17 protein-coding genes are annotated in these 20,968 nt (G+C 54.4%); all 17 read left to right on the top strand.

The genetic code is table 11. The features are described from left to right. The first annotated feature begins 69 nt into the window (after positions 1 to 69). The 17 genes from mraZ (at position 70) to ftsZ (ending at position 20,783) form a co-directional block, all read left to right on the top strand. Entirely contained in the window at positions 70 to 507 is a 438-nt protein-coding gene (gene mraZ, locus ACFOUO_RS06880; protein WP_380703576.1) for a division/cell wall cluster transcriptional repressor MraZ, read from the top strand. Positions 508 to 521: 14 nt separating this feature from the next. Then, positions 522 to 1,454, top strand: coding sequence for a 16S rRNA (cytosine(1402)-N(4))-methyltransferase RsmH (rsmH, locus tag ACFOUO_RS06875; RefSeq protein WP_380703574.1), 933 nt, complete (start codon positions 522 to 524; stop codon positions 1,452 to 1,454). A gap of 16 nt (positions 1,455 to 1,470) precedes the next feature. Beyond that, positions 1,471 to 1,836 carry a cell division protein FtsL gene (ftsL, locus tag ACFOUO_RS06870; RefSeq protein ID WP_380703572.1) on the top strand — a complete coding sequence of 122 codons (366 nt, stop codon included), beginning with the start codon at positions 1,471 to 1,473 and terminating at the stop codon, positions 1,834 to 1,836. Between the two features lie 36 nt (positions 1,837 to 1,872). After that, on the top strand, positions 1,873 to 4,011 hold the full coding sequence (locus ACFOUO_RS06865) for a penicillin-binding transpeptidase domain-containing protein (protein WP_380703569.1): 2,139 nt from the start codon (positions 1,873 to 1,875) through the stop codon (positions 4,009 to 4,011). Positions 4,012 to 4,148: 137 nt separating this feature from the next. After that, on the top strand, positions 4,149 to 6,062 hold the full coding sequence (locus ACFOUO_RS06860) for a stage V sporulation protein D (RefSeq protein ID WP_380703567.1): 1,914 nt from the start codon (positions 4,149 to 4,151) through the stop codon (positions 6,060 to 6,062). 289 nt (positions 6,063 to 6,351) lie between these two features. Continuing rightward, on the top strand, positions 6,352 to 7,914 hold the full coding sequence (locus ACFOUO_RS06855) for a UDP-N-acetylmuramoyl-L-alanyl-D-glutamate--2,6-diaminopimelate ligase (RefSeq protein ID WP_380703565.1): 1,563 nt from the start codon (positions 6,352 to 6,354) through the stop codon (positions 7,912 to 7,914). Then, positions 7,850 to 9,241: a UDP-N-acetylmuramoyl-tripeptide--D-alanyl-D-alanine ligase gene (locus ACFOUO_RS06850; protein WP_380703563.1), complete on the top strand. Its 1,392-nt coding sequence runs from the start codon at positions 7,850 to 7,852 to the stop codon at positions 9,239 to 9,241. The genes ACFOUO_RS06855 and ACFOUO_RS06850 overlap by 65 nt, the downstream gene beginning before the upstream one ends. Next, a complete protein-coding gene (gene mraY, locus ACFOUO_RS06845; protein ID WP_380703562.1) occupies positions 9,242 to 10,240 on the top strand; it encodes a phospho-N-acetylmuramoyl-pentapeptide-transferase in 999 nt (332 codons plus the stop codon). Positions 10,241 to 10,311: 71 nt separating this feature from the next. After that, positions 10,312 to 11,274 (top strand): phospho-N-acetylmuramoyl-pentapeptide-transferase, encoded by a 963-nt coding sequence (mraY, locus tag ACFOUO_RS06840; RefSeq protein WP_380704774.1) that lies wholly within the window; start codon positions 10,312 to 10,314, stop codon positions 11,272 to 11,274. Continuing rightward, positions 11,274 to 12,638 carry a UDP-N-acetylmuramoyl-L-alanine--D-glutamate ligase gene (murD, locus tag ACFOUO_RS06835; RefSeq protein WP_380703560.1) on the top strand — a complete coding sequence of 455 codons (1,365 nt, stop codon included), beginning with the start codon at positions 11,274 to 11,276 and terminating at the stop codon, positions 12,636 to 12,638. The genes mraY (ACFOUO_RS06840) and murD overlap by 1 nt, the downstream gene beginning before the upstream one ends. 39 nt (positions 12,639 to 12,677) lie before the next feature. After that, positions 12,678 to 13,778 carry a stage V sporulation protein E gene (gene spoVE, locus ACFOUO_RS06830; protein ID WP_380703558.1) on the top strand — a complete coding sequence of 367 codons (1,101 nt, stop codon included), beginning with the start codon at positions 12,678 to 12,680 and terminating at the stop codon, positions 13,776 to 13,778. A 119-nt stretch (positions 13,779 to 13,897) separates the two neighbouring features. Further along, positions 13,898 to 15,010, top strand: a complete 1,113-nt coding sequence (murG, locus tag ACFOUO_RS06825; protein WP_380703556.1) for an undecaprenyldiphospho-muramoylpentapeptide beta-N-acetylglucosaminyltransferase — start codon at positions 13,898 to 13,900, stop codon at positions 15,008 to 15,010. Between the two features lie 114 nt (positions 15,011 to 15,124). Then, the gene (gene murB / locus ACFOUO_RS06820) at positions 15,125 to 16,033 is read left to right on the top strand and encodes a UDP-N-acetylmuramate dehydrogenase (RefSeq protein ID WP_380703554.1); all 909 of its coding nucleotides are present in this window, start codon (positions 15,125 to 15,127) and stop codon (positions 16,031 to 16,033) included. Between the two features lie 14 nt (positions 16,034 to 16,047). Beyond that, positions 16,048 to 17,319: a UDP-N-acetylglucosamine 1-carboxyvinyltransferase gene (gene murA, locus ACFOUO_RS06815; RefSeq protein WP_380703552.1), complete on the top strand. Its 1,272-nt coding sequence runs from the start codon at positions 16,048 to 16,050 to the stop codon at positions 17,317 to 17,319. 139 nt (positions 17,320 to 17,458) lie between these two features. After that, positions 17,459 to 18,184, top strand: a complete 726-nt coding sequence (locus tag ACFOUO_RS06810; RefSeq protein ID WP_380703550.1) for a cell division protein FtsQ/DivIB — start codon at positions 17,459 to 17,461, stop codon at positions 18,182 to 18,184. Positions 18,185 to 18,356: 172 nt separating this feature from the next. Then, complete coding sequence (gene ftsA, locus ACFOUO_RS06805) at positions 18,357 to 19,592, top strand: cell division protein FtsA (protein ID WP_380703549.1); 1,236 nt, start codon at positions 18,357 to 18,359, stop codon at positions 19,590 to 19,592. A 72-nt stretch (positions 19,593 to 19,664) separates the two neighbouring features. Beyond that, positions 19,665 to 20,783 (top strand): cell division protein FtsZ, encoded by a 1,119-nt coding sequence (gene ftsZ / locus ACFOUO_RS06800; RefSeq protein ID WP_380703547.1) that lies wholly within the window; start codon positions 19,665 to 19,667, stop codon positions 20,781 to 20,783. Positions 20,784 to 20,968: the final 185 nt, after the last annotated feature.

Genomic DNA, 20,968 nt, shown 5'->3' with positions numbered 1-20,968 from the left:
TATACTTACCAATGTGGTGGAAAGTGGAGGGAAGTGGGGAATAAGGGGGAGTGAAGGGGGGGCTAGGGTGTGTTCATGGGGGAGTATCGTCACTCCGTCGACGATAAGGGACGCCTGATTATCCCATCCAAATTCAGGGAAGGTCTCGGCGATGCTTTCGTTGTCACCCGTGGACTCGACCACTGTCTGTTCGTTTATCCCATGCCCGAGTGGGAAAGGCTGGAACAGAAGCTGAAAGCTCTCCCCTTCACGAAAGCCGATGCCCGGGCGTTCACCCGCTTTTTCTTTTCCGGGGCGACCGTCGCGGAACTGGATAAGCAGGGGAGGGTGAACATTCCGGGTAACCTGAGGGAATTCGCTGGGCTTGTGAAGGATTGTGTCGTGATCGGTGTTTCCAACCGTGTAGAACTCTGGAGTAAGGAAGCGTGGGAAGCGTACTATGAAACCTCCGAAGGCTCATTCAACGAGATCGCGGAGAAGCTGGTTGATTTGGATCTGGACTTGTAGAGAGGTTGAAGTCTTTGTTTCGTCATGAGACGGTTTTGAAGCGTGAGGCGGTGGAAGGGCTCCAGGTGAACCCAGCCGGTGTGTATGTAGATTGTACCCTGGGCGGCGCGGGCCACAGCTGCTTGATTGCGGAAACTCTGGGGCCGGAGGGAATGCTGATCGGAATCGATCAGGATGATAAAGCCCTAGCGGCAGCAGAGGAGCGGCTAAGTGGAGCTGCACCACGAGTCCGCCTCGTCAAAAGCAACTTTCGCAAACTGGACCGCGTACTGGACAATTTGGGGCTGGAAGCAGTGGACGGGGTTCTATTTGACCTCGGCGTTTCCTCCCCTCAGCTTGATGAGGGGGAGAGGGGCTTTAGTTACCACCAGGAGGCTCCTTTGGATATGCGGATGGACCCGGAGGGTGATCTAACCGCCTATGACGTGGTTAACGAATGGCCCGTAGAGGAGATTGCTCGAATCCTGTCCCGCTATGGTGAAGAACGATTTGCTCGTCGGATCGCTCGTCGGATTGAGGAACATCGGTCCCGTCATCCGATCGGGAGCACTCTGGAACTGGCAGAGATCATCAAAGAAGCGATTCCCGCTGCGGCCCGAAGGACGGGTCCGCACCCCGCCCGTAGGAGTTTTCAAGGGATCCGGATCGCAGTCAACGATGAATTGAACGCTTTTGAAGAAGCCTTGGAAATCGCGATTGAGCGCCTGCGTCCTCAAGGTCGCGCGAGTGTAATTACTTTCCATTCGCTGGAGGACCGGATTTGCAAAAAGAAGTTCCAGGAAAAAGCGCGCGGTTGCATTTGTCCGCCTGACTTTCCCGTTTGCACTTGCGGGAGAAGTCCGATTGTCCGCATCATTACGAAGAAACCGATACAGCCGTCGCCCGGAGAGACGGGAGAAAACCCGCGGGCCCGGTCGGCGAAGCTGCGTGTTGCGGAAAAAGTGTGAGGAGGGTCAAGAGAATATGAGAGAGTACCGGGGAAACACTTCGGTTGCCTACCAATTGGAGAGCCAACCGAAGGTTGCGGCACAGAGAGAGAGCCGGCCGTTACGACGCGGGCTTCCCGCCGGAGAGAAGATCCTGTACCTGTTCAGCGTGATCATCTGCGTCGCCCTCGCGTCGCTGGTGTTGTCCCGCTATGCAGCTGTAGCAGAACTCAACGTGAAATTGCAGAAAGTGGAGCAGGAAACCGTCCAATTGCAGGATACCAACCAACAACTGGAATCGGAACAGAAGGAGCTGAAGAGCGGGGAACGAATTCGCCGGTATGCTGAAGATAAGGGTATGATCCTGGCAGAGCGGAACCGCCCGGAAAAATCCGTCAAATAGGATGCAGGTGAATGACCGGCATGGGGAGTGGAGAGAGTGAGTCCGACCAGCAAGCAGAGTAAACTGAGATCACTGTTCGTCGGGATTACATTCATTTTTCTCCTGACAGCGGTGATCTTTCGGTTGTTCTGGATTCAGACGGTGGATGCTTCTTTTCTGCGGGAGCGAGCAGGAAAGACCTGGGAAAAAAGAGATGTTATCAAGCCGAAGCGTGGCTCCATCAAAGACCGCAAGGGAAACGATTTAGTGGAAGAAGTGAGAGCCTACATCATTGCTGCGGATCTGAAACGGATCGATGACCCGCGAAAAACAGCGAAGAAACTGTCCCCGCTACTAGATATTCCGGAGGATGTCCTATATCAGAAGCTGACCAAGAAGGGTATCAACCAGGTGGAATTGAAAAATGGCGGGAACTACAAGGTGCTCCAAGAAAAGCGGGATAAAATCATGGCTCTCGGTCTGGATGGGATCTACGCTATCCAGACGACGGGGCGGAATTACCTGGAAGGTAAGCTGGCGGCTCACGTCCTAGGTTTCGTCAATGTGGAGGGAGATCCGGCAGGAGGGCTGGAACAAAAGTATGACAAACTGCTGCGCGGACGACCGGGAAAGATCCGGTTCAAAAAAGATGCCCTTGGGATCAAAGTGCCCAACAGCGCAGAGGAGTTTCAACCCCCTCAACAGGGAAAAGATCTGGTGCTCACCCTCAACCGTGAAATCCAATCCGATGTCGAACGGCAACTGGATCAGGTGATGGCCCGTTATCGGGCGAAGGGGGCGACCGCGATCGTCGCTGACCCGAAGACGGGAGAAATCCTTGCCATGGCCAACCGTCCCAACTTTAATCCCAACCATTACGCGGAAACATGGCGTTCCGGATGGAATGATACGAATATCGCGATTAGTTCCCAGTTTGAGCCCGGTTCAACCTTTAAAATCGTCACCTTGGCTGCTGCCATTGAGGAAAATGTCTTCCAGTCCGACCAAAGGTTTCAGTCCGGTTCCATCGAAGTTGGAGGAGGAACGATCAGGGATTGGAATAATAAAGGTTGGGGTAAGATCACGTATGCCGATGGTGTCAACCTTTCCAGTAACGTAGCCTTTGTCCACCTGGGTGAAAAATTGGGAGCCGACCGGCTGGAACGTTATATTGACCGTTTTGGATTTGGCCGAATTACGGATCGTTCGGGACAACCCACAGGGATTGATCTACAGGCGGAGGGGCGGGGGTATTTCTTCGGTCATAAGCCTCTTCATAAGTTAGAATTGGCCACTACGGCTTTCGGCCAAGGGATCGCAGTCACCCCGATCCAGCAAGTAATGGCGGTTACCGCCATCGCCAACGGAGGTACCCTTTATCGCCCCCATGTGGTAAAAAAAGTGGTTGATCCTACTACCGATGCAGTGGTTAAAGAGAACCAACCTTTTGTTGTTCGCAGAGATGTTGTTTCCAAAGAGACCGCCGCCAAAGTTCGAGAGTTGCTGCGGGGGGTTGTCTTGAAGGGGACGGGGAAGGAAGCCGAGCTGCCGGGATATGAAGTAGCGGGTAAGACGGGAACCGCCCAGAAGCCGAAGCAAGGGGGAAAGGGATACGCCCCCGGTCAATACATGGTCTCCTTTGTCGGTTTCGCTCCGGCGAAAAATCCCCGGGTGGTCGTCTACGTTGCCGTGGATGAACCCAAAGGCTCTGGACATGGTGGAACTGTCGCAGCCCCCGCGGCACGTGAGATCATTAAAGATTCCCTGCTGGAACTCGGGGTGAAGCCGACCCACGCCCGCGAAGGAGCAACGGCCAAAGCTCATAGAACACCTGGTATGATAGCGGAAGACTGGGTCGGTCGTCCCGTAAACGAAGTGAAACGTTCCTTGGAGAAAAAAGGGGTTCGTGCGCAGGTTCTAGGCGGGGGTAAAAAGGTGGTTGCTCAATATCCGACCGACGGAAGTCGGCTGACACGGGATACAGCCTATTTGTTGACGGAGAATACAGAAGCCCTGGAAATGCCCGATTTACGTGGGAAAACTCTCCGTGAAGCGATGGATATCTGCCGCCTCCTGGATCTGGACTCCGATCCGACAGGAGAGGGGTTTGTCATCGGCCAGTCCATCACTCCGGGAGATCGAATCATGGACCAAAAACGGATCAGTCTGAAATTAGAGCCTCCCAAATGGCAATGAGAAGGGCTTCCCAAATGGGAAGCTTTTTTTATAGAGAAGGAACGGGAAGGTCCCCCAGCGGTCTTTGTTCTACCCTCTCATTTCTAAGAATAGGGTTGTCTGTAAGAGAACCTGTCTCATGGAAGGGGGTCGGTATCTTGCGGGTGACCAGCCATCTGGTGCGTAAGCGCCTCTTTATTACATTGCTGGTGGGACTCCTGCTTTTTGGCGGGCTCCTGGTTCGACTGGGATACGTCCAGTTGGTCCGAGGGCAGTGGTTGAATGACAAGGCACAGAAGTTGTGGACCCGAGATATTCCCTTTGAGGGAAAACGGGGCCGGATCTTGGACCGGAACGGGAAGACGCTGGCCTATAATATCAGCGCTCCTTCCGTCCTGGCGATTCCTGCGCAGATCAAGGATCCAGCGGAGACGGCCCGCCAATTGGCCCGGGTCCTGATGGCGCCGGAGGAGAAAATCTATCGGCTGATTACGAAAAAGCAATTGATCGTCCGGATCTCTCCCTATGGGAGGAAGATCAGTGAAGAGCGGGCATGGGCGATTCATTCCCTGCAACTGCCGGGGATTGCCATCGCCGAAGATAATAAACGTCATTACCCCACGGGAAGCTTGGCAGCTCACGTTTTGGGATTTGCCGGTATCGACAATCAGGGGTTGGCAGGACTTGAACTGGTCTATGACAAGCAGTTACAGGGGACAAAGGGTTATGTTTCCTTCGGGGCTAATGCCAAAGGGGAGCGTCTCCCTGGCGGCGAGGATAAGTACACACCGCCTGAAGATGGCATGGATCTGGAACTGACGTTGGATAAAGCGATCCAGACTTACATCGAACGGGAAATGGACCAGGCGATGGCTCAGTATCAACCGGAAAACATCCTGGCGATCGCTATGAATCCAAAGACAGGGGAAATCCTCGGGATGGGGAGTCGGCCTACGTTTAAACCGGATGAATATCGGCATGTAGACCCCCAGATATATAACCGGAATCTGCCAATCTGGCGCACCTATGAACCGGGGTCTACCTTTAAGATCATTACGTTGGCTGCAGCTTTAGAAGAGAATAAGGTTAACCTGAAGGAGTTTTTCCATGATCCAGGGTTTATCAAAGTAGCAGGTGCCCGGCTTCGTTGCTGGAAGCATGGGGGGCATGGATCCCAGTCTTACCTGGAAGTGGTAGAAAACTCCTGCAACCCGGGCTTTGTCAACCTGGGCCAGCGCCTAGGGGAAGAGACGTTATTTTCCTATATCCGTAAATTCGGGTTCGGGAAGAAAACGGGGATTGACCTGAACGGCGAGGCGAAGGGAATTCTCTTTTCACCGGAACGGGCGGGGCCGGTTGAATTGGCGACAACAGCTTTCGGGCAGGGGGTTTCCGTCACACCCCTTCAACAGGTGGCTGCTGTGGCAGCCGCTGTCAATGGGGGCAAGCTGATGCAACCCCACCTGGAGAAAGCCTGGATCGACCCGGATACCGGGCAGAAAGTGGAGGAATTCAAACCTAAAGTGAAAAGTCGGGTCATCTCTGAAGCGACATCCAAACAAGTGCGCGAGGCTTTGGAAAGCGTGGTTGCCCGGGGAACAGGGAGGAAGGCTTTTATCGACGGATACCGGGTCGGGGGGAAAACGGGAACTGCCCAAAAAGTGGGGCCTGATGGAAGATATCTAAAGAATAACCATATTGTCTCTTTCATTGGCTTTGCCCCGGCGGACGACCCGGAGCTGGTCGTATATCTGGCGGTGGACAATCCCAAGGGAATCCAGTTCGGAGGTGTGGTGGCGGCTCCTATTGTGAAAAATATCCTGCACGACAGCCTCCGCCACCTGAAAGTGCCGAAACGGAAAAGCCAGATTCCACCGGAGGTGACCCCTCAGACCACTCCGATTGTAAAGATTCCCAACTTGATCGGTCAAGAAGTCGATGATATTCGGAACAGCTTGTTTGACACCCGTCTGGAGGTGCGAGGAAAGGGGGAAAAGATTGTCAGCCAGACGCCGAAGCCCGGCCAGCGGGTGAAAAAGGGCACCCCCATCCGCATTTATCTGGGTGATTAGTGATCAACAGTGCCCAAATATAGTCTTTATTTCCTGGTTTAGAGCCGAAACGGGTTATAGAATTCCTCGGACCAAATGAAAGGATATCGCCTTCATAACCGATAGGTAGGGGGATCAGAGGATGAACAACGGTTCTATCCGGGTGACAAATAGTCGAAAGACGATTAAAATAGGGATGATCCAATCCAACATGCCAGGAGGACCCCCTGGCATTTCTCGTGTCTTTCCGTATTTTTCTTCGGATATAATGGTGTCAGGCATTCCCCTGTCGATCTTAAGGGAGGTACATATGAGACTGGAGAAACTGTGCAATTCACTCGTGCTGGGATCCGTATCGGGAGATAGGGATACCGAGATCCATGGCATTCAGACTGCTTCCCGTCAGGTCCAGCCGGGGGATCTGTTTATCGCTCTTCGCGGGTTTACGGTGGATGGGCATCGTTTTATTCCCGAGGCCCTGGAAAATGGGGCGGCGGCCCTCGTTGTCGAAGAGGAAATAACCGCTGACGTTCCCGTCATTCGGGTGCCGGACACTCGCCGGGCGATGGCGGTCTTCTCAGACGTTTTTTACCGTCGTCCTACGTCGGACCTGAAATTAATCGGGATTACCGGTACCAACGGTAAGACGACAACCGCCCATCTGATCCGTCATATCCTACAGAACCAGGGACAGAAAACGGGCCTGATCGGTACTATCAATATGCAGATCGGGGAGGATGTCTTCCCGGTGAAAAATACCACTCCGGAAGTGATCGAGCTGCAACGAAGCTTCCGCCGCATGGTGGATGAAGGGTGCAGCCACGCCGTGATCGAAGCGTCCTCTCACGCACTGGATTTGGGTAGGACCCGGGGGTGCCGGTTCCGTACGGCCGTGTTCACCAATTTAACCCAAGACCATCTCGATTATCATGAAACGATGGAGAATTACCGGAACGCCAAGGCGCTGCTGTTCAGCCAGCTCGGCAATGGTTATGCCGATCGGAGTGTGGACCAGCCCTTGGCTGTTCTGAACGCGGACGATCCTGCTTCGGATTACTTTGCCAGGGTCACACCGGCACAAGTCCTTCGATACGGCATCGAGCAAAAAGCTGATGTTAAAGCGGAAAACATTCGTTTCCACCCTGGCGGAACCCGCTTTACTCTCGCTACCTACCAGGGTTCCGTCCAAGTTGATATGAAGATGATGGGTAAGTTCAGTGTTTACAATGTGCTGGCAGCTGCTGCAGTCGCTCTGGGAGAAGGGGTGCCACTGGAAGATATCCGTGATTCCCTGGAAAGAATCCGTGGAGTAGACGGACGCCTGGAACAGGTGGATAACGGTCAGCCCTTTACCGTATTGGTTGACTATGCTCATACCCCTGATGGCTTGGAGAATGTGTTGACTACTATCCGGGAGGTTGCCCAAGGAACCGTTTTTTGTGTGGTGGGGTGCGGTGGGGACCGGGACCGTACCAAACGACCCCTCATGGCTGAGATCGGGGCCCGGTACAGCGATCACTTGGTGATTACCTCGGACAATCCCCGTACGGAAGATCCCCTTAGGATCATCGATGACATGCTGGAAGGGGTTAAACAGGTGCCCCGCGAGCGTGTCACCACCCTCCCGGATCGGGCGGAAGCGATCCAATTCTGTGTTGAAAGAGCCCGTCCTGGTGATATGGTGCTAATTGCTGGCAAAGGGCACGAAACCTATCAGGAAATCAATGGTGTTCGCTATGATTTTGACGACCGAGAACAAGCCCGGGAAGCGATCAAGCGAATCCAAGCATTAAGGACAGAGGAGAGCCATGCAAAAAACACTGAAAGCTATTACCAACATAACCAACGGAAAGCTCATAGGAGGGGTATCTGATCGAACCCTTCTCGTTGAGGGGGTTTCTACGGATACCCGGACTCTCCGGGTGAACCAGCTTTATATTCCCTTAGTTGGAGAACGCTTTGACGGCCATGACTACCTGGTTAACGCTGCGTCCCAGGGGGCTGCTGCTGCTCTGTGGCAGGAAGACCACCCCTTGCCGGAAGAGCCGGTCCTGCCTCTTATCCGAGTGAAGGATACGCTTGTTGCTTTGCAAGAATTAGCAGCCGTCTACCGCCGGGAACTAGGTGTGAAAGTCGTGGCCGTTACCGGCAGTAATGGGAAGACGACGACGAAGGAATTGATCGGCTCCGTTCTGTCAGTAAAATACAGGGTTCACCGTACCGAAGGGAACCTGAACAACCATATCGGTCTGCCCCTTACCTTGCTTGCTATGCCTCCGGAAACAGAAGTGGCCGTGGTAGAGATGGGAATGAACCATACAGGGGAAATTGCCCGGTTATCTGCCATTGGAGCACCGGATTTGGCGGTGATCACCAATGTGGGTGATGCCCACCTTGAATTTTTGGGTAGTCGGGAGGCAATTGCCGATGCCAAATTGGAGATTCGGGAAGGTTTGGCTGAAAATGGCGCCCTGATCGTCGACGGAGATGAACCCCTGCTCCGGGAAAGGCTGACAGAGGAGAAACGGCAGGTAACCCGGATCGGGTGGGACGCAGGTAACGATGATACGGTTGTCGATTTCAAAGCGGAGGGGGCGAAGGGTATTGCTTTTACTTCCCAGGCTGTGGGTACACGCTTTTCCCTTCCGATACCGGGCCGCTATAATGCCGTCAATGCCCTCTTGACCGTGGCGGTTGGTCGTTCTTTCGGTCTCTCCGAAGGTGAGATTCAGGAAGGGCTTTCCCGGGTACGTCTTACAGGAATGCGCCTAGAGCAGACATACGCTCCTAATGGGATGCTGATCATTAACGACGCTTACAACGCTAGCCCGACCGCGATGAAGGCCGCTATCGACCTCCTTGTCTCCCTGGAAGGTTATGAGGAGAAGTGGGTGCTCCTCGGTGACATGTTGGAGATCGGGCCGGATGAGAAGAAGTACCACCGGGAAGTCGGACGCTTCGCTGTTGAGAAGGGGGTTTCTCGGATTTATACGATGGGCTCGAAAGGCGCTTGGATTGCCGAAGGAGCGAAAGAGGCGGCTCCTGAGCAGAGCGTAGTTCATTTCGCCGATGCAGCGGAAGCCGCAAGTGTTCTGGGGGCCGACGGGAGATCGGGAGCGGTCCTCCTCGTGAAGGCCTCCCGCGGAGCCCGGCTGGAAATCGTGGTGGAGCAACTTCTAAAAGGAGAGAAAAAGGTCTAAATGGATATGCGTATTCTTCTGGTACCCCTTGCCGTGGCTTTCGGCCTCGGTGTATTGTTGGGACCCTTCGTCATTCCGATCCTTAGAAGGTTGAAATTTGGTCAGGCGATCCGAGATGAAGGACCGAAAGCCCACCAAAAAAAGGCAGGCACCCCCACGATGGGAGGAACTATCTTTCTCACAGCAATGGTCTTGACCGCGATTCCTCTGAGCAATATGTTCTCCAATCGTGTCTCGGACTTATTTTTCCTGCTTTTTGCCACGCTGGGTTACGGGATTCTCGGATTTCTCGACGATTATATCAAAGTAGTAATGAAAAGGAACTTGGGCCTCACGGCAAAACAAAAGCTTCTCGGCCAACTTTTCATCGGGCTCGTCCTCTTCTGGGTTCTGCGGGAAGTCCGGGTGGTTCGGGGAGATAACCCGTCGATATCCACTATTGGTATCCCAGGGACGGAAATTCATTTTGACTTGAACTGGATGTACTTACCGTTGTTGGTGGTCATCATGATTGCCGCTTCCAACGCGGTCAATCTGACCGACGGTTTAGACGGCCTCGTGTCTGGGACGGCTGCGATTGCCTATGGAGCTTACGCCATTATTGGCTTGGTGCAAAGTAACTACATGGTGGTGATTTTCTCCACCGCTGTTGTAGGTGCCCTGCTCGGCTTCCTGGTTTTCAACGCCCATCCTGCCAAAGTTTTCATGGGGGATACGGGATCTCTCGCTCTAGGAGGCGGTCTGGCAGCGCTGGCGGTGATCACGAAGACCGAGCTTCTCTTGTTGATCATCGGTGGGGTGTTTGTCATCGAGACCTTGTCTGTGATGATTCAGGTGGCTTCATTCAAATTGCGGGGAAAACGGGTATTTCTCATGAGTCCAGTTCACCATCATTTTGAACTCGTCGGCTGGTCGGAGTGGCGCGTAGTCACCACGTTTTGGCTGCTCGGCTTCCTACTTGCTGGGTTGGGGATTTATCTGGAGGTGTTCCTGGGCTGATGATTCCGTCTATCGGTTGGAGCCCCCATGTCTTGGTCTTATTGGTGCTGACCGCTGCTTTTGGAGTGGGTATGGTGCTGGGGCCGTTCGCCATCCCGATCTTACGGCGGCTGAAGTTCGGCCAGGCGATCCGAGATGAGGGCCCTGAAGCCCACCGCAAAAAATCGGGGACTCCTACTATGGGAGGCGCCATTTTCCTGACGGCGACAGTCCTGACAGCTATTCCTCTGGGAAGTATCCTCCTCGCGGAAAAGAGAAACATCGGCCTGTCCGATTTGTTCTTTTTGCTGTTTGCTACGCTGGGGTATGGGATCCTCGGGTTTTTGGACGATTATATCAAGGTAGTGATGAAGAGAAACTTGGGTCTCACAGCGAAACAAAAGCTCCTAGGCCAACTCTTTATCGGTCTTGTCCTCTTTTGGGTCCTGTGGGAAGTACGGGTGATTGGCGGTACGTATAAGGCCATCTCCACCATCGGCGTTCCGGGGACGGATATCCATATTGCATTGAATTGGATGTACCTGCCGCTGTTGGTGGTAATCATGATTGCCGCTTCCAACGCGGTCAATCTGACCGACGGTCTGGATGGACTGGCTGCTGGAACGGCTGCCATTGCTTATGGGGCCTATGCTGTTATCGGTATGGTACAGAGCAATCCCAATGTGGTCATCTTTTCCGTTGCGGTAGTCGGCGCGCTGCTCGCCTTCCTGGTTTTTAACGCCCATCCCGCTAAAGTGTTCATGGGAGACACCGGGTCCCTCGCGCTTGGAGGCGGTCTAGCAGCACTGGCGGTGATCACGAAGACGGAGCTCCTGCTTCCCATTATCGGCGGCGTGTTCGTGATTGAGACGTTGTCGGTGATCACCCAAGTGGGCTCTGTCAAACTGCGGGGGAAACGGATCTTCCGCATGAGCCCGATCCACCACCACTTCGAACTGGTCGGTTGGTCCGAGTGGCGCGTGGTTACCACCTTTTGGATGGCCGGGTTTCTCCTTGCCGGATTGGGTATTTTTCTGGAGGTGTTTTTGCAGTAATGTCATCGTCAGATGATTGGAAGGGCCTCCGTGTCGTTGTTCTGGGCCTCGCCCGGAGCGGGGTGGCCGTTGCTAAATTGTTGCACGATCTGGGAGCGAAAGTGACGGTCAATGACCGGAAACCGCGATCAGAATGCCCTGAGGCGGAAGCATTGGAAAAATTGGGAGTCCCCGTGATTTGCGGGGGGCACCCCGTTGATCTGATCCACGATAGGGTGAACCTATTGGTTAAGAATCCGGGAATCCCCTATACAGCACCCCCGGTGCAGTCGGCGATCACCAAGGGGATCCCGGTGGTTACAGAAGTAGAAATTGCCTACCGGATAACGAAGGCTCCCGTTATTGGGATTACGGGTTCGAATGGGAAGACGACCACGACTACTTTGGTAGGGCGTATGCTGGCAGCAGGTGATGTTCCCTCCCAGGTGGCGGGTAACATCGGTCGGGCTTTGGCAGAAGTAGCGCCTGGGATGGGAGCAGAGGAGTGGTTGGTAGCGGAGCTTTCCAGCTTTCAGTTAAAAGGGGTCAACACCTTTCGTCCGAGGATCGGGGCGCTTCTCAACATTGTTCCTGCCCACCTGGATTATCATGGAGACCTTGTTGATTACACGGAATCCAAAGAGAAGCTCTTTATGAATCAAAGGACGGAGGATATCGCGGTTCTCAACCGGGATTCCTCGGCTTGTCGGGCGGCGGCGGAGAAAATCTCCTCCAACATCCTTTGGTTTAGCCGACGGGAGCGAGTCAGCCAGGGTGTTTTCATTGAAGGAGACCGGGTGATTGCTCGCCTGCCGGGGAAACCGGAGTGGGAATTGATGCCTGTATCGGAGATGCGTCTGCCAGGGGTTCACCAGGAGAATGGGTTGGCCGCCGCGGCTATCGCACTGGCAGCAGGATGCCCGGCAGAGGCCGTCCGGCGGGAGCTGTCCGCGTTCACCGGGGTGGAACATCGCCTGGAGTTCGTTACCGAAAAACGGGGGGTCCGTTGGTATAATGATTCCAAAGCGACCAATGCCAAAGCAGCGGTGTCCGCGATGGATTCCTTCACGGAACCCGTGATACTGATTGCCGGGGGGCTTGACCGAGGTGTTGAATTTCCAGAATTGATCCCTGTCTTTGGTCGCCGGTTGAAAGGGATTGTCACCTATGGGCAAACTGCCGACATCCTGATCGCCCGTGCCAAGGAAGCGGGGGTCCCCCACCGTTTACGGGTGAATGATGTGAAGGAGGCCGTCGGAGCCGCCGCCTCCATGGCCGGAAAGGGGGATATCGTTCTCCTGTCACCGGCCTGCGCCAGCTGGGATCAGTACACCTCCTTTGAGGAGAGGGGAAGCATTTTTAAACAAGCCGTGCATAACCTGTAATAAGGCTTGCCCCAATCCGCCTGAAGAGGTGAAACGTTCATGCCCAAACCCCGGAGTGCTCCTGATACAATCATTATCGGTGCGATTTTGGCACTGCTGACAATCGGGGTCATTATGGTTTACAGTGCCAGTGCCGCTTACTCCTACCATAAGTTCGGCGACAGTTTTTTTTACGCAAAGCGGCAACTGCTGTTCGCCGGGTTGGGCGTTTTCCTGATGTTCATTGTTTCCAGACTGGATCCCCGGTTTTTTTACCACTGGGCCAAGCCTGCCCTGTTGGTTTGCTTTCTGTTGCTGATCGCTGTCCTTATTCCCGGTTTGGGAATCCTGCGGAACGGTGCCCGCAGCTGGCTGGGGATCGGTGCTTTCAGTATTCAGCCATCCGAATTCACCAAGCTGGCCGTCATTCTCTTTTTATCTCGTTATTTTACTCGAAATGCGGAAGAGACCCGCACTTTCAAAAAGGGTATGCTAATGCCCCTTGGAATCGCGGGTTCCGCTTTCGCGTTGATCATGATGCAGCCAGACTTGGGAACAGGCACCGTGATGATGGGGACAGCGGTGGTGCTCATCTATGCGGCAGGCACCCGGATCAAATATTTATTGGGCCTCTCGATGTTGGGGGTTGCTGGCTTTGCTGGTCTCGTGATGGCAGCCCCGTACCGGATCAAGCGGATCACCGCCTTCTTAGACCCCTGGCAGGATCCCCTAGGTGCGGGATATCAGTTGATTCAATCACTCTTCGCCATCGGCCCTGGCGGTTTAATGGGATTAGGTCTGGGAATGAGTCGACAGAAACACCTTTACCTGCCGGAACCCCATACGGATTTCATTTTTTCCATATTGGCGGAAGAACTAGGGTTTTTGGGGGCTGGTACCGCGATCTTGTTGTTCTCCATCCTGATCTGGCGTGGCCTTAGGGTAGCGATTACCGTTCCCGACATGTTTTACAGCCTGGTGGCAGCCGGGGTGACGGGGATGATCGTTATCCAGGCAGTGATCAATATCGGGGTTGTCTCCGGTGCTTTCCCAGTGACGGGAATTACCTTGCCTTTCCTCAGTTACGGGGGATCTTCCCTGACCCTCACGCTTGTGGCGGTGGGAATTCTCCTCAATCTGTCCCGTCAAATGAAAGAATGAATGTTCTTAATCATTTTGTTTAACCATCTATCGAGAGAAGGGGTGGGCCGGTAACCCTAGCTAGGAAATCCACCCTTCCTCGGTCATGGTCATCCAGTATACAAGGAACGGGGGATACTATGAAAAAAGTGATGCTCTCCGGCGGAGGAACAGGCGGCCACATCTACCCCGCGCTTTCCATTGCGGAAGCGGTCCGCCGCCGCCATCCCGCCGTCGAGATCGGATATATCGGCACAACCAAGGGTTTGGAAGCGCAGATTGTCCCCAAGGCAGGGGAGATCTCTTTTTTTGACGTGGAAATCCAGGGTTTCAAGCGGAAGCTTTCCCTCGATAACCTGGAGACGGTCGCCAAATTTATTCGGGCTGTCCGTAAATGTAAGGAATATATCCGCCGCTTTCAACCCGATGCCATGGTTGGAACTGGGGGATATGTGAGTGGTCCTGCTCTATTTGCGGCCGCCAAGCTGGGTGTGCCGACCTTGATTCTAGAGCCGGATGTCTTTCCAGGGTTGACCACCCGCTTTCTCTCCCGTTACGTTGACGTGACGGCCATCAGCCTAACGGGTTCGGAGAAGCACCTGACCAAAGCGAAGCGTATTCTCCATACGGGCAATCCGAGGGGGACAGAAGTAACCCATGCCGACGGAGATAAGGGGAGGGAATCCCTCGGATTATCCGGGTCGGACAAGCCCATCGTCCTTATTTTTGGGGGCAGCCGGGGTGCCAAACCGATCAACGATGCGGTCGAAGCGATGCTTCCTCGTATCTCGGAGGCAAGCCATCTCGATTTCGTCTATGTAACCGGTGAGGTGCATTATGACGACGTAACTGCTAAGATAGAAACGGACAAATGGCCGAACTTAACGGTGAAACCCTTTATCTACAACATGCCCGATGTACTGGCGGCCACTTCCCTGGTTGTAGCCCGGGCTGGGGCGACGACTCTTGCTGAGTTGACTGCCCTCGGGGTTCCGGCTATCCTCATCCCTTCTCCTTATGTGACCAATAATCACCAAGAACCCAACGCCCGCTTATTAGAGGATCATAACGCGGGTCGGATGATCTTGGAACGGGATTTGAGCGGTGAGCGACTCTGGGAAACGATTGTGGAAGTAATGAACGATCCCCAACGCCACCGACGAATGAGTGAAGAATCCCGCAAGTTGGGTCGCCCCGATGCCGCGGAGGTGATTGTCGATGAACTGGAAAAGATTAGCTTTAACCGCCGCTAAATCCCATGCAGCGGGGAGGGGGCTTCCGTCACACAAAACGGGCGGAGGCATAAACTATCGTATACCGCGCCCGGATATGGCGGGCGGGAGTGTCTGTGAAAGGAGGACCCACCTGTGGAACGGATCGCACGGGAAATGAGAGATGCCGGCGTGGAGGAAGTGCGGGTTGATGAACCCCTTTCCCGTCATACCACCTGGAAAGTCGGGGGGCCGGCGGATATTCTCGTTTATCCCCACAGCAAAGATGAACTGGAGCGTGCGATGTCGGTAATTAACCGGCATGGGCTCCCTTGGCGGGTCATCGGCCGGGGTTCCAACCTTCTGGTCCGGGACGGCGGGATTCGTGGCGCCGTGATCAAATTGGGCACAGGGTTGGACGATATGCGCGTGGAAGGGGACCGAGTGATCGCCGGAGGCGGGTACTCTTTTGTTCGGTTGTCGGTGATGGCAGCTCGATACGGACTAACGGGTCTTGAGTTTGCGGGAGGGATCCCGGGTACGGTGGGTGGTGCCGTGTTTATGAATGCCGGTGCCCACGGCTCGGAACTTTCTCGTGTCCTGGAGTCGGCGGAGGTACTGTTGGAAGACGGGCAATGGGTCCGCCTTTCTAAGGAAGAACTCGGTTTTAAATACCGGACCTCCATCCTCCAGGCCGAAAGAAGAGGGGTTGTCACAGAAGCCGTCTTCCACCTGCAGGAGGGCGATCGCAAGCAAGTGGCGGACTCCATGGCCCGATTTAAAGACCGGCGCAGACAAACTCAACCCCTCCAGTATCCTTGTGCGGGGAGCGTATTCCGCAACCCGCCGGGCGACCACTCCGGTCGGCTGATCGAAGCCGCGGGCCTGAAGGGATACCGGATCGGCGACGCCGAGGTATCCGAGCAACATGCCAATTTTATTATCAATCGCGGGCATGCAACGGCCAACGATGTTCTCACCCTGATTCAGCACATCATCGGAACCATTAAGGAAAAATACGGTGTCACACTGGAGCCGGAAGTTCAGGTGGTGGGCGAGGGGTAGACGGAGGTGGAACATTGGAGCAGTTTGTCATCAAAGGCGGAAAACCTCTGTACGGTACCGTTCGTGTTCAAGGCGCCAAGAATTCGGCTCTTCCCATCCTGGCTGCAACACTTCTGGTCGAAGGGATCCATGAGATCCGGGACGTTCCCCACCTATCGGACACCGATGTGATGAGTCAGATCCTGCAAGCCCTCGGCGTAAAGATGAGATGGGACGGCAACAACGTCAAACTGGAAACCTCGTCGATTAAGACAGCCCGTATTCCGGAGTTCTTGATGCGTCAAATGCGGTCATCCATCTTTCTCATGGGTCCTCTTTTGTCCCGTCTCCAGGAAGTCATCATTTCCAGGCCCGGCGGGTGCGCCATCGGTGCTCGTCCTATCGATTTACACTTGAAAGGGCTCTCCCTACTGGGCGCCGAAATCGAGGAAGGGGACGGCTTTATCCGTTGCTCGGCGAGCCGATTGACTGGAGCGGAGGTTCGTCTCGATCTCCCCAGCGTCGGAGCGACGGAAAACATTATGATGGCGGCGGTCCGGGCAGAAGGGGAGACGGTAATCAAAAACGCGGCTCGGGAGCCGGAAATCTCGGATCTGGAACGTTTCCTTAATCTCATGGGGGCGGACGTGCACGGGGCTGGGACCGATACGATCGTCATCCGCGGGGTACAGCGTCTCACCCCGGTGTCTTATGAAGTGATCCCGGACCGGATCGTTGCCGGGACATTGGCGGCAGCGGCGGTGATGACTGGAGGCGAAGTGCTCCTTACCCATGTGATTCGGGAACATATGCAGTCCACCCTCAACCTATTGGAACGTGCCGGGGCCACGCTGAAGCATGAGGGGGATGTTCTATGGGTGAAGGGTACTTCTCGACTCCGAGGAGTCGGTGAGGTTGTAACGGAACCCTATCCGGGCTTTCCAACTGATATGCAGCCTCAGGTGATGGCGTTGCTTTCCGTTACCGACGGACAAAGCGTCATCTCGGAACGGGTCTTTGACGGGCGTTTCAAACATGTTCACGAGTTGGCTCGAATGGGGGCTGATCTCGTCCCTCGGGCCCATTCCGTGGAAATCCGCGGGGTGCCTCGTCTCACCGGTGCGACTGTTCAAGCGACCGACCTCAGGGCGGGTGCGGCCCTCGTCATCGCCGGTCTGGCCGCTCATGGAACCACCCGGGTTCTTGGACTTAACCACATTGATCGGGGATACGAACGGCTGGACCGAACCTTGCTCCAATTGGGTGGCCAGATCCAGCGCTGGACGGGGAAAATCGCATCCTGTTAAAAACAGCTGCACGGTTTGTGCCGCTGTTTTTTTGTATGGGATTTTTCGAAATGCCCTCCGTGCGTCCAAGTGTTTTATGGTAACATAGATGAAGGTTCCATCCGTGTTGATTTTCTATCGACCTGGAGGAGATGCCGTCATGAACCAAGGGGTGCCTCCCTACCGCCCTTTCCGCTCCCGCAAACCTGTGTCGTTTGCGGCGATTCTGTTTCTGGTGTTTTTTTTTACGGGGATTCTTCTACTGGTGTTTTTGAAGTCTCCTTTTAGTGAAATACAAGAGATAGAGGTGGTTGGCAACCGGATGGTACCAGAGCAGGAGGTCCTGGATAGGGCCCGGCTGAAAGAGGGCACATCCTACTTCCGTTGGGATGAACAGCGGGCAGAGCGAGAATTGGAACGTATGATCGAGATTGATAGGGTGACAGTGATCCGATCCTTTCCTGGCGGGATCCGAATCGATGTGCGCGAAGTACCGCGCGCGGCCTACTGGAACGAAAAGGGAAAGACGGTCCCCGTGTTGGCGGATGGGACCATCTTGCGAAACAGGACCTGGACAGGGCAAATTGACCGTCCGCTTCTGCGGGGCTGGAAAAGCAAGAAGCTTCCGCCGGCACTGACAAAGGGACTAAGCGATTTACCGGAAAACATCCGGGTCGAAATCTCAGAGATCCGGCCCGGCTCTGATCATACATATCCGGATCTGATAAAAGCATATACTCGGCAAGGGCATATTGTCCGGGTGCGGGCTCGTGATTTTGGTGAGAAGATGAAATACTATTCCGTCTTTCGGGACCGCCCTCCTGGCACACTCAACCTGTTGGAGAGCACATGGTTCATACCCGAAAAAACGGACGGCGGAAGTTGAAAAACACCACACTTGTAGAGATAAAAAGTTGGGTGGGAAAAAGGGGAAAACTCCCTCCATGTTGAATACCTGTGTTACAAGCGGAATCTTCCCTTCGCTTCTCCCCTCATGATAGAGAGAGAACCATTTCCACCACAGGGTTACGATTCTCGGGCAAGGAGGTGCCCAGGATTTGAGCAGTGGAGAGTTTATCGTCAGTTTAGATATAGGGACATCCAAGGTTCGCGTGATCGTCGCCGAGGTGACGAAAGAAAGTACGCAAATTGTAGGCGTTGGATCGGCGACCGCCAAGGGGACGAAGAAAGGGGCTATTATAGACATCGACCAGGCGGTGCAATCGATCCGTGAAGCGATTGACCACGCTGAACGGATGGTTGGCATAGAAATTCAAAAAGTATTCGTGGGTGTTTCAGGCAACCACGTTTCCCTGCAATCAAGCCACGGAGTGGTCGCTGTATCCAGTGAAAATCGTGAGATCGGGCAGCCGGACATCGACCGTGTTATGCAGGCGGCCCGGGTCGTAGCCCTGCCTCCTGAGAGAGCCGTTATCGAGGTGGTTCCCAAGCAGTTTATTGTAGACGGCCTCACCGGAATCCACGATCCCCATGGGATGATAGGGGTTCGGTTGGAAGTGGAAGCGATCATCGTTACCGGCTCCAAGACCATTATCCACAATGTCCTGCGCTGTGTGGAGAAGGCTTCTCTGTCAGTAGCGGGCATTATTTTACTTCCCTTGGCCGCCAGTGAAATCTGTCTTTCTGCCGATGAGAAGAACATGGGGGTCGTACTGGCGGATATCGGCGGCGGAGCCACCACCCTCGCCGTTTTCGAGCAGGGGCATTTGGTATCGACAGCGGTGCTGCCGATCGGTGGTGAATTTATTACCAATGATATCGCCATCGGCTTGCGTACACAGACGGAGAGTGCGGAAAAACTCAAACGGAAATACGGAGTGGCCTTGGTTGAGGAAGCATCTAAGGACGTTGTCTTCTCCGTTTCCACCATCGGCAGTAACCGGGAGAATACGGTGGATCAGGAAGAGCTGGCTATGATCATCGAGCCCCGGGTGGAGGAGATTTTCCAACTGATCCGGAGCCAAGTGGAGGCCATGGGGTATTCCACAGAGCCCGCCGGTGGCTATGTGCTCACTGGAGGTGTCATGTCGATTCCTCATATTCTAGGTGTGGCACAGTCACAATTGGGACAGGCAGTTCGTATTGTTTCACCCGATTACATCGGCGTTCAGGATCCGTCGTTCACCAGCGGAGTCGGCATGATCCATTATATTCAGAAACGTTGGATGCTCCGGTTGATAGAACCCCAGGGACAAAGCAGACCCCCGCAGAAAAATAGACGGGGCCCCTCGACGCTGGAACGGATGAAAAATTGGTTTAGCGAATTCATCTAAGATAGATCCGGTAAAGGGTCGGGTTCAGCAGCGGGTTGTGAGGGAGATTTATCGAAATTGGAGGGACAATCGATGTTGGAGTTCGATATGGAAGTTGAACAGATCGCTCAAATTAAGGTCATCGGTGTCGGAGGCGGCGGCAGCAACGCCGTTAACCGTATGATAGAAAGCGGGGTCCAGGGTGTGGAGTTCATCGCCGCCAATACAGACGCTCAGGCATTGAATCGTTCTCATGCCCCGATCAAGCTCCAGATTGGAGAAAAGCTGACCCGGGGGCTCGGTGCGGGTGCAAACCCGAACGTGGGTAAGAAAGCCGCAGAGGAGAGCCGGGAGAGTATCGAAAATGTGCTGAAAGGGTCGGACATGGTTTTTGTCACCGCTGGCATGGGTGGGGGTACAGGCACCGGGGCGGCGCCGGAGATAGCTGAGGCGGCCCGGGAGGCAGGGGCGCTTACTGTTGGTGTGGTGACTCGCCCTTTCACCTTTGAGGGGCGTAAACGTTCCCTTCAGGCCGATCAAGGGATTGCGGCCCTCAAGGATAAAGTGGATACGCTGATCGTGATTCCAAACGACCGGCTACTGGAGATTGTAGATAAGAATACCCCGATGCTGGAAGCTTTCCGTGAAGCGGACAACGTTCTACGTCAGGGTGTGCAGGGCATCTCTGATCTGATTGCGGTCCCGGGGCTGATCAACCTGGACTTTGCCGATGTGAAGACAATCATGACGGAACGCGGCTCTGCTCTGATGGGGATTGGAATGGCTACCGGAGAATCCCGGGCGACGGAAGCTGCCAAGAAAGCAATCTGTAGCCCGCTGTTGGAGACCTCCATCGATGGTGCGCGGGGCGTGTTGATGAACATCACCGGCGGATCCAACCTTTCTTTGTATGAAGTGAATGAGGCGGCAGATATCGTGGCTTCCGCTTCCGATCCCGAAGTCAATATGATTTTCGGAGCCGTGATCAACGAGGAGTTGAAAGACGAAATCCTCGTCACGGTAATCGCCACCGGCTTTGATCACAAGGAGCAGGAAAAGGCCGCTAAAAAGCCCGATTTCGGTCAGCTGGGGGGCGAGACCGCCCGAGAAGGAAGCGGAAAGCGTCCGGCAATCGATATCGTCAGTCCGAAATATGAAAACGAAGATAGCCTGGATATTCCCACTTTCCTTCGCCATCGGCGGAAGAAGTGAATATTTCAGGTCGAGGCGACCGCCGGAATTATTCGGTGGTCGTTTTTTTTGTCCCCTTTGTGGGACATCCGAAAAAAGGCGAAAAAAGCCGACTCAAACTTAAAGGCGGTTTCCCCTTCTTTTCGCCTTGGAGCGGCTTTTTTTGCCTGAATGTTCGACAAAAAAAGTATCCTCGAAACAGCAAG

The organism is Salinithrix halophila (assembly GCF_042650125.1).
Classification (GTDB): domain Bacteria; phylum Bacillota; class Bacilli; order Thermoactinomycetales; family DSM-45169; genus Salinithrix; species Salinithrix halophila.
This window is presented reverse-complemented; position numbering and strand designations above follow the sequence as displayed.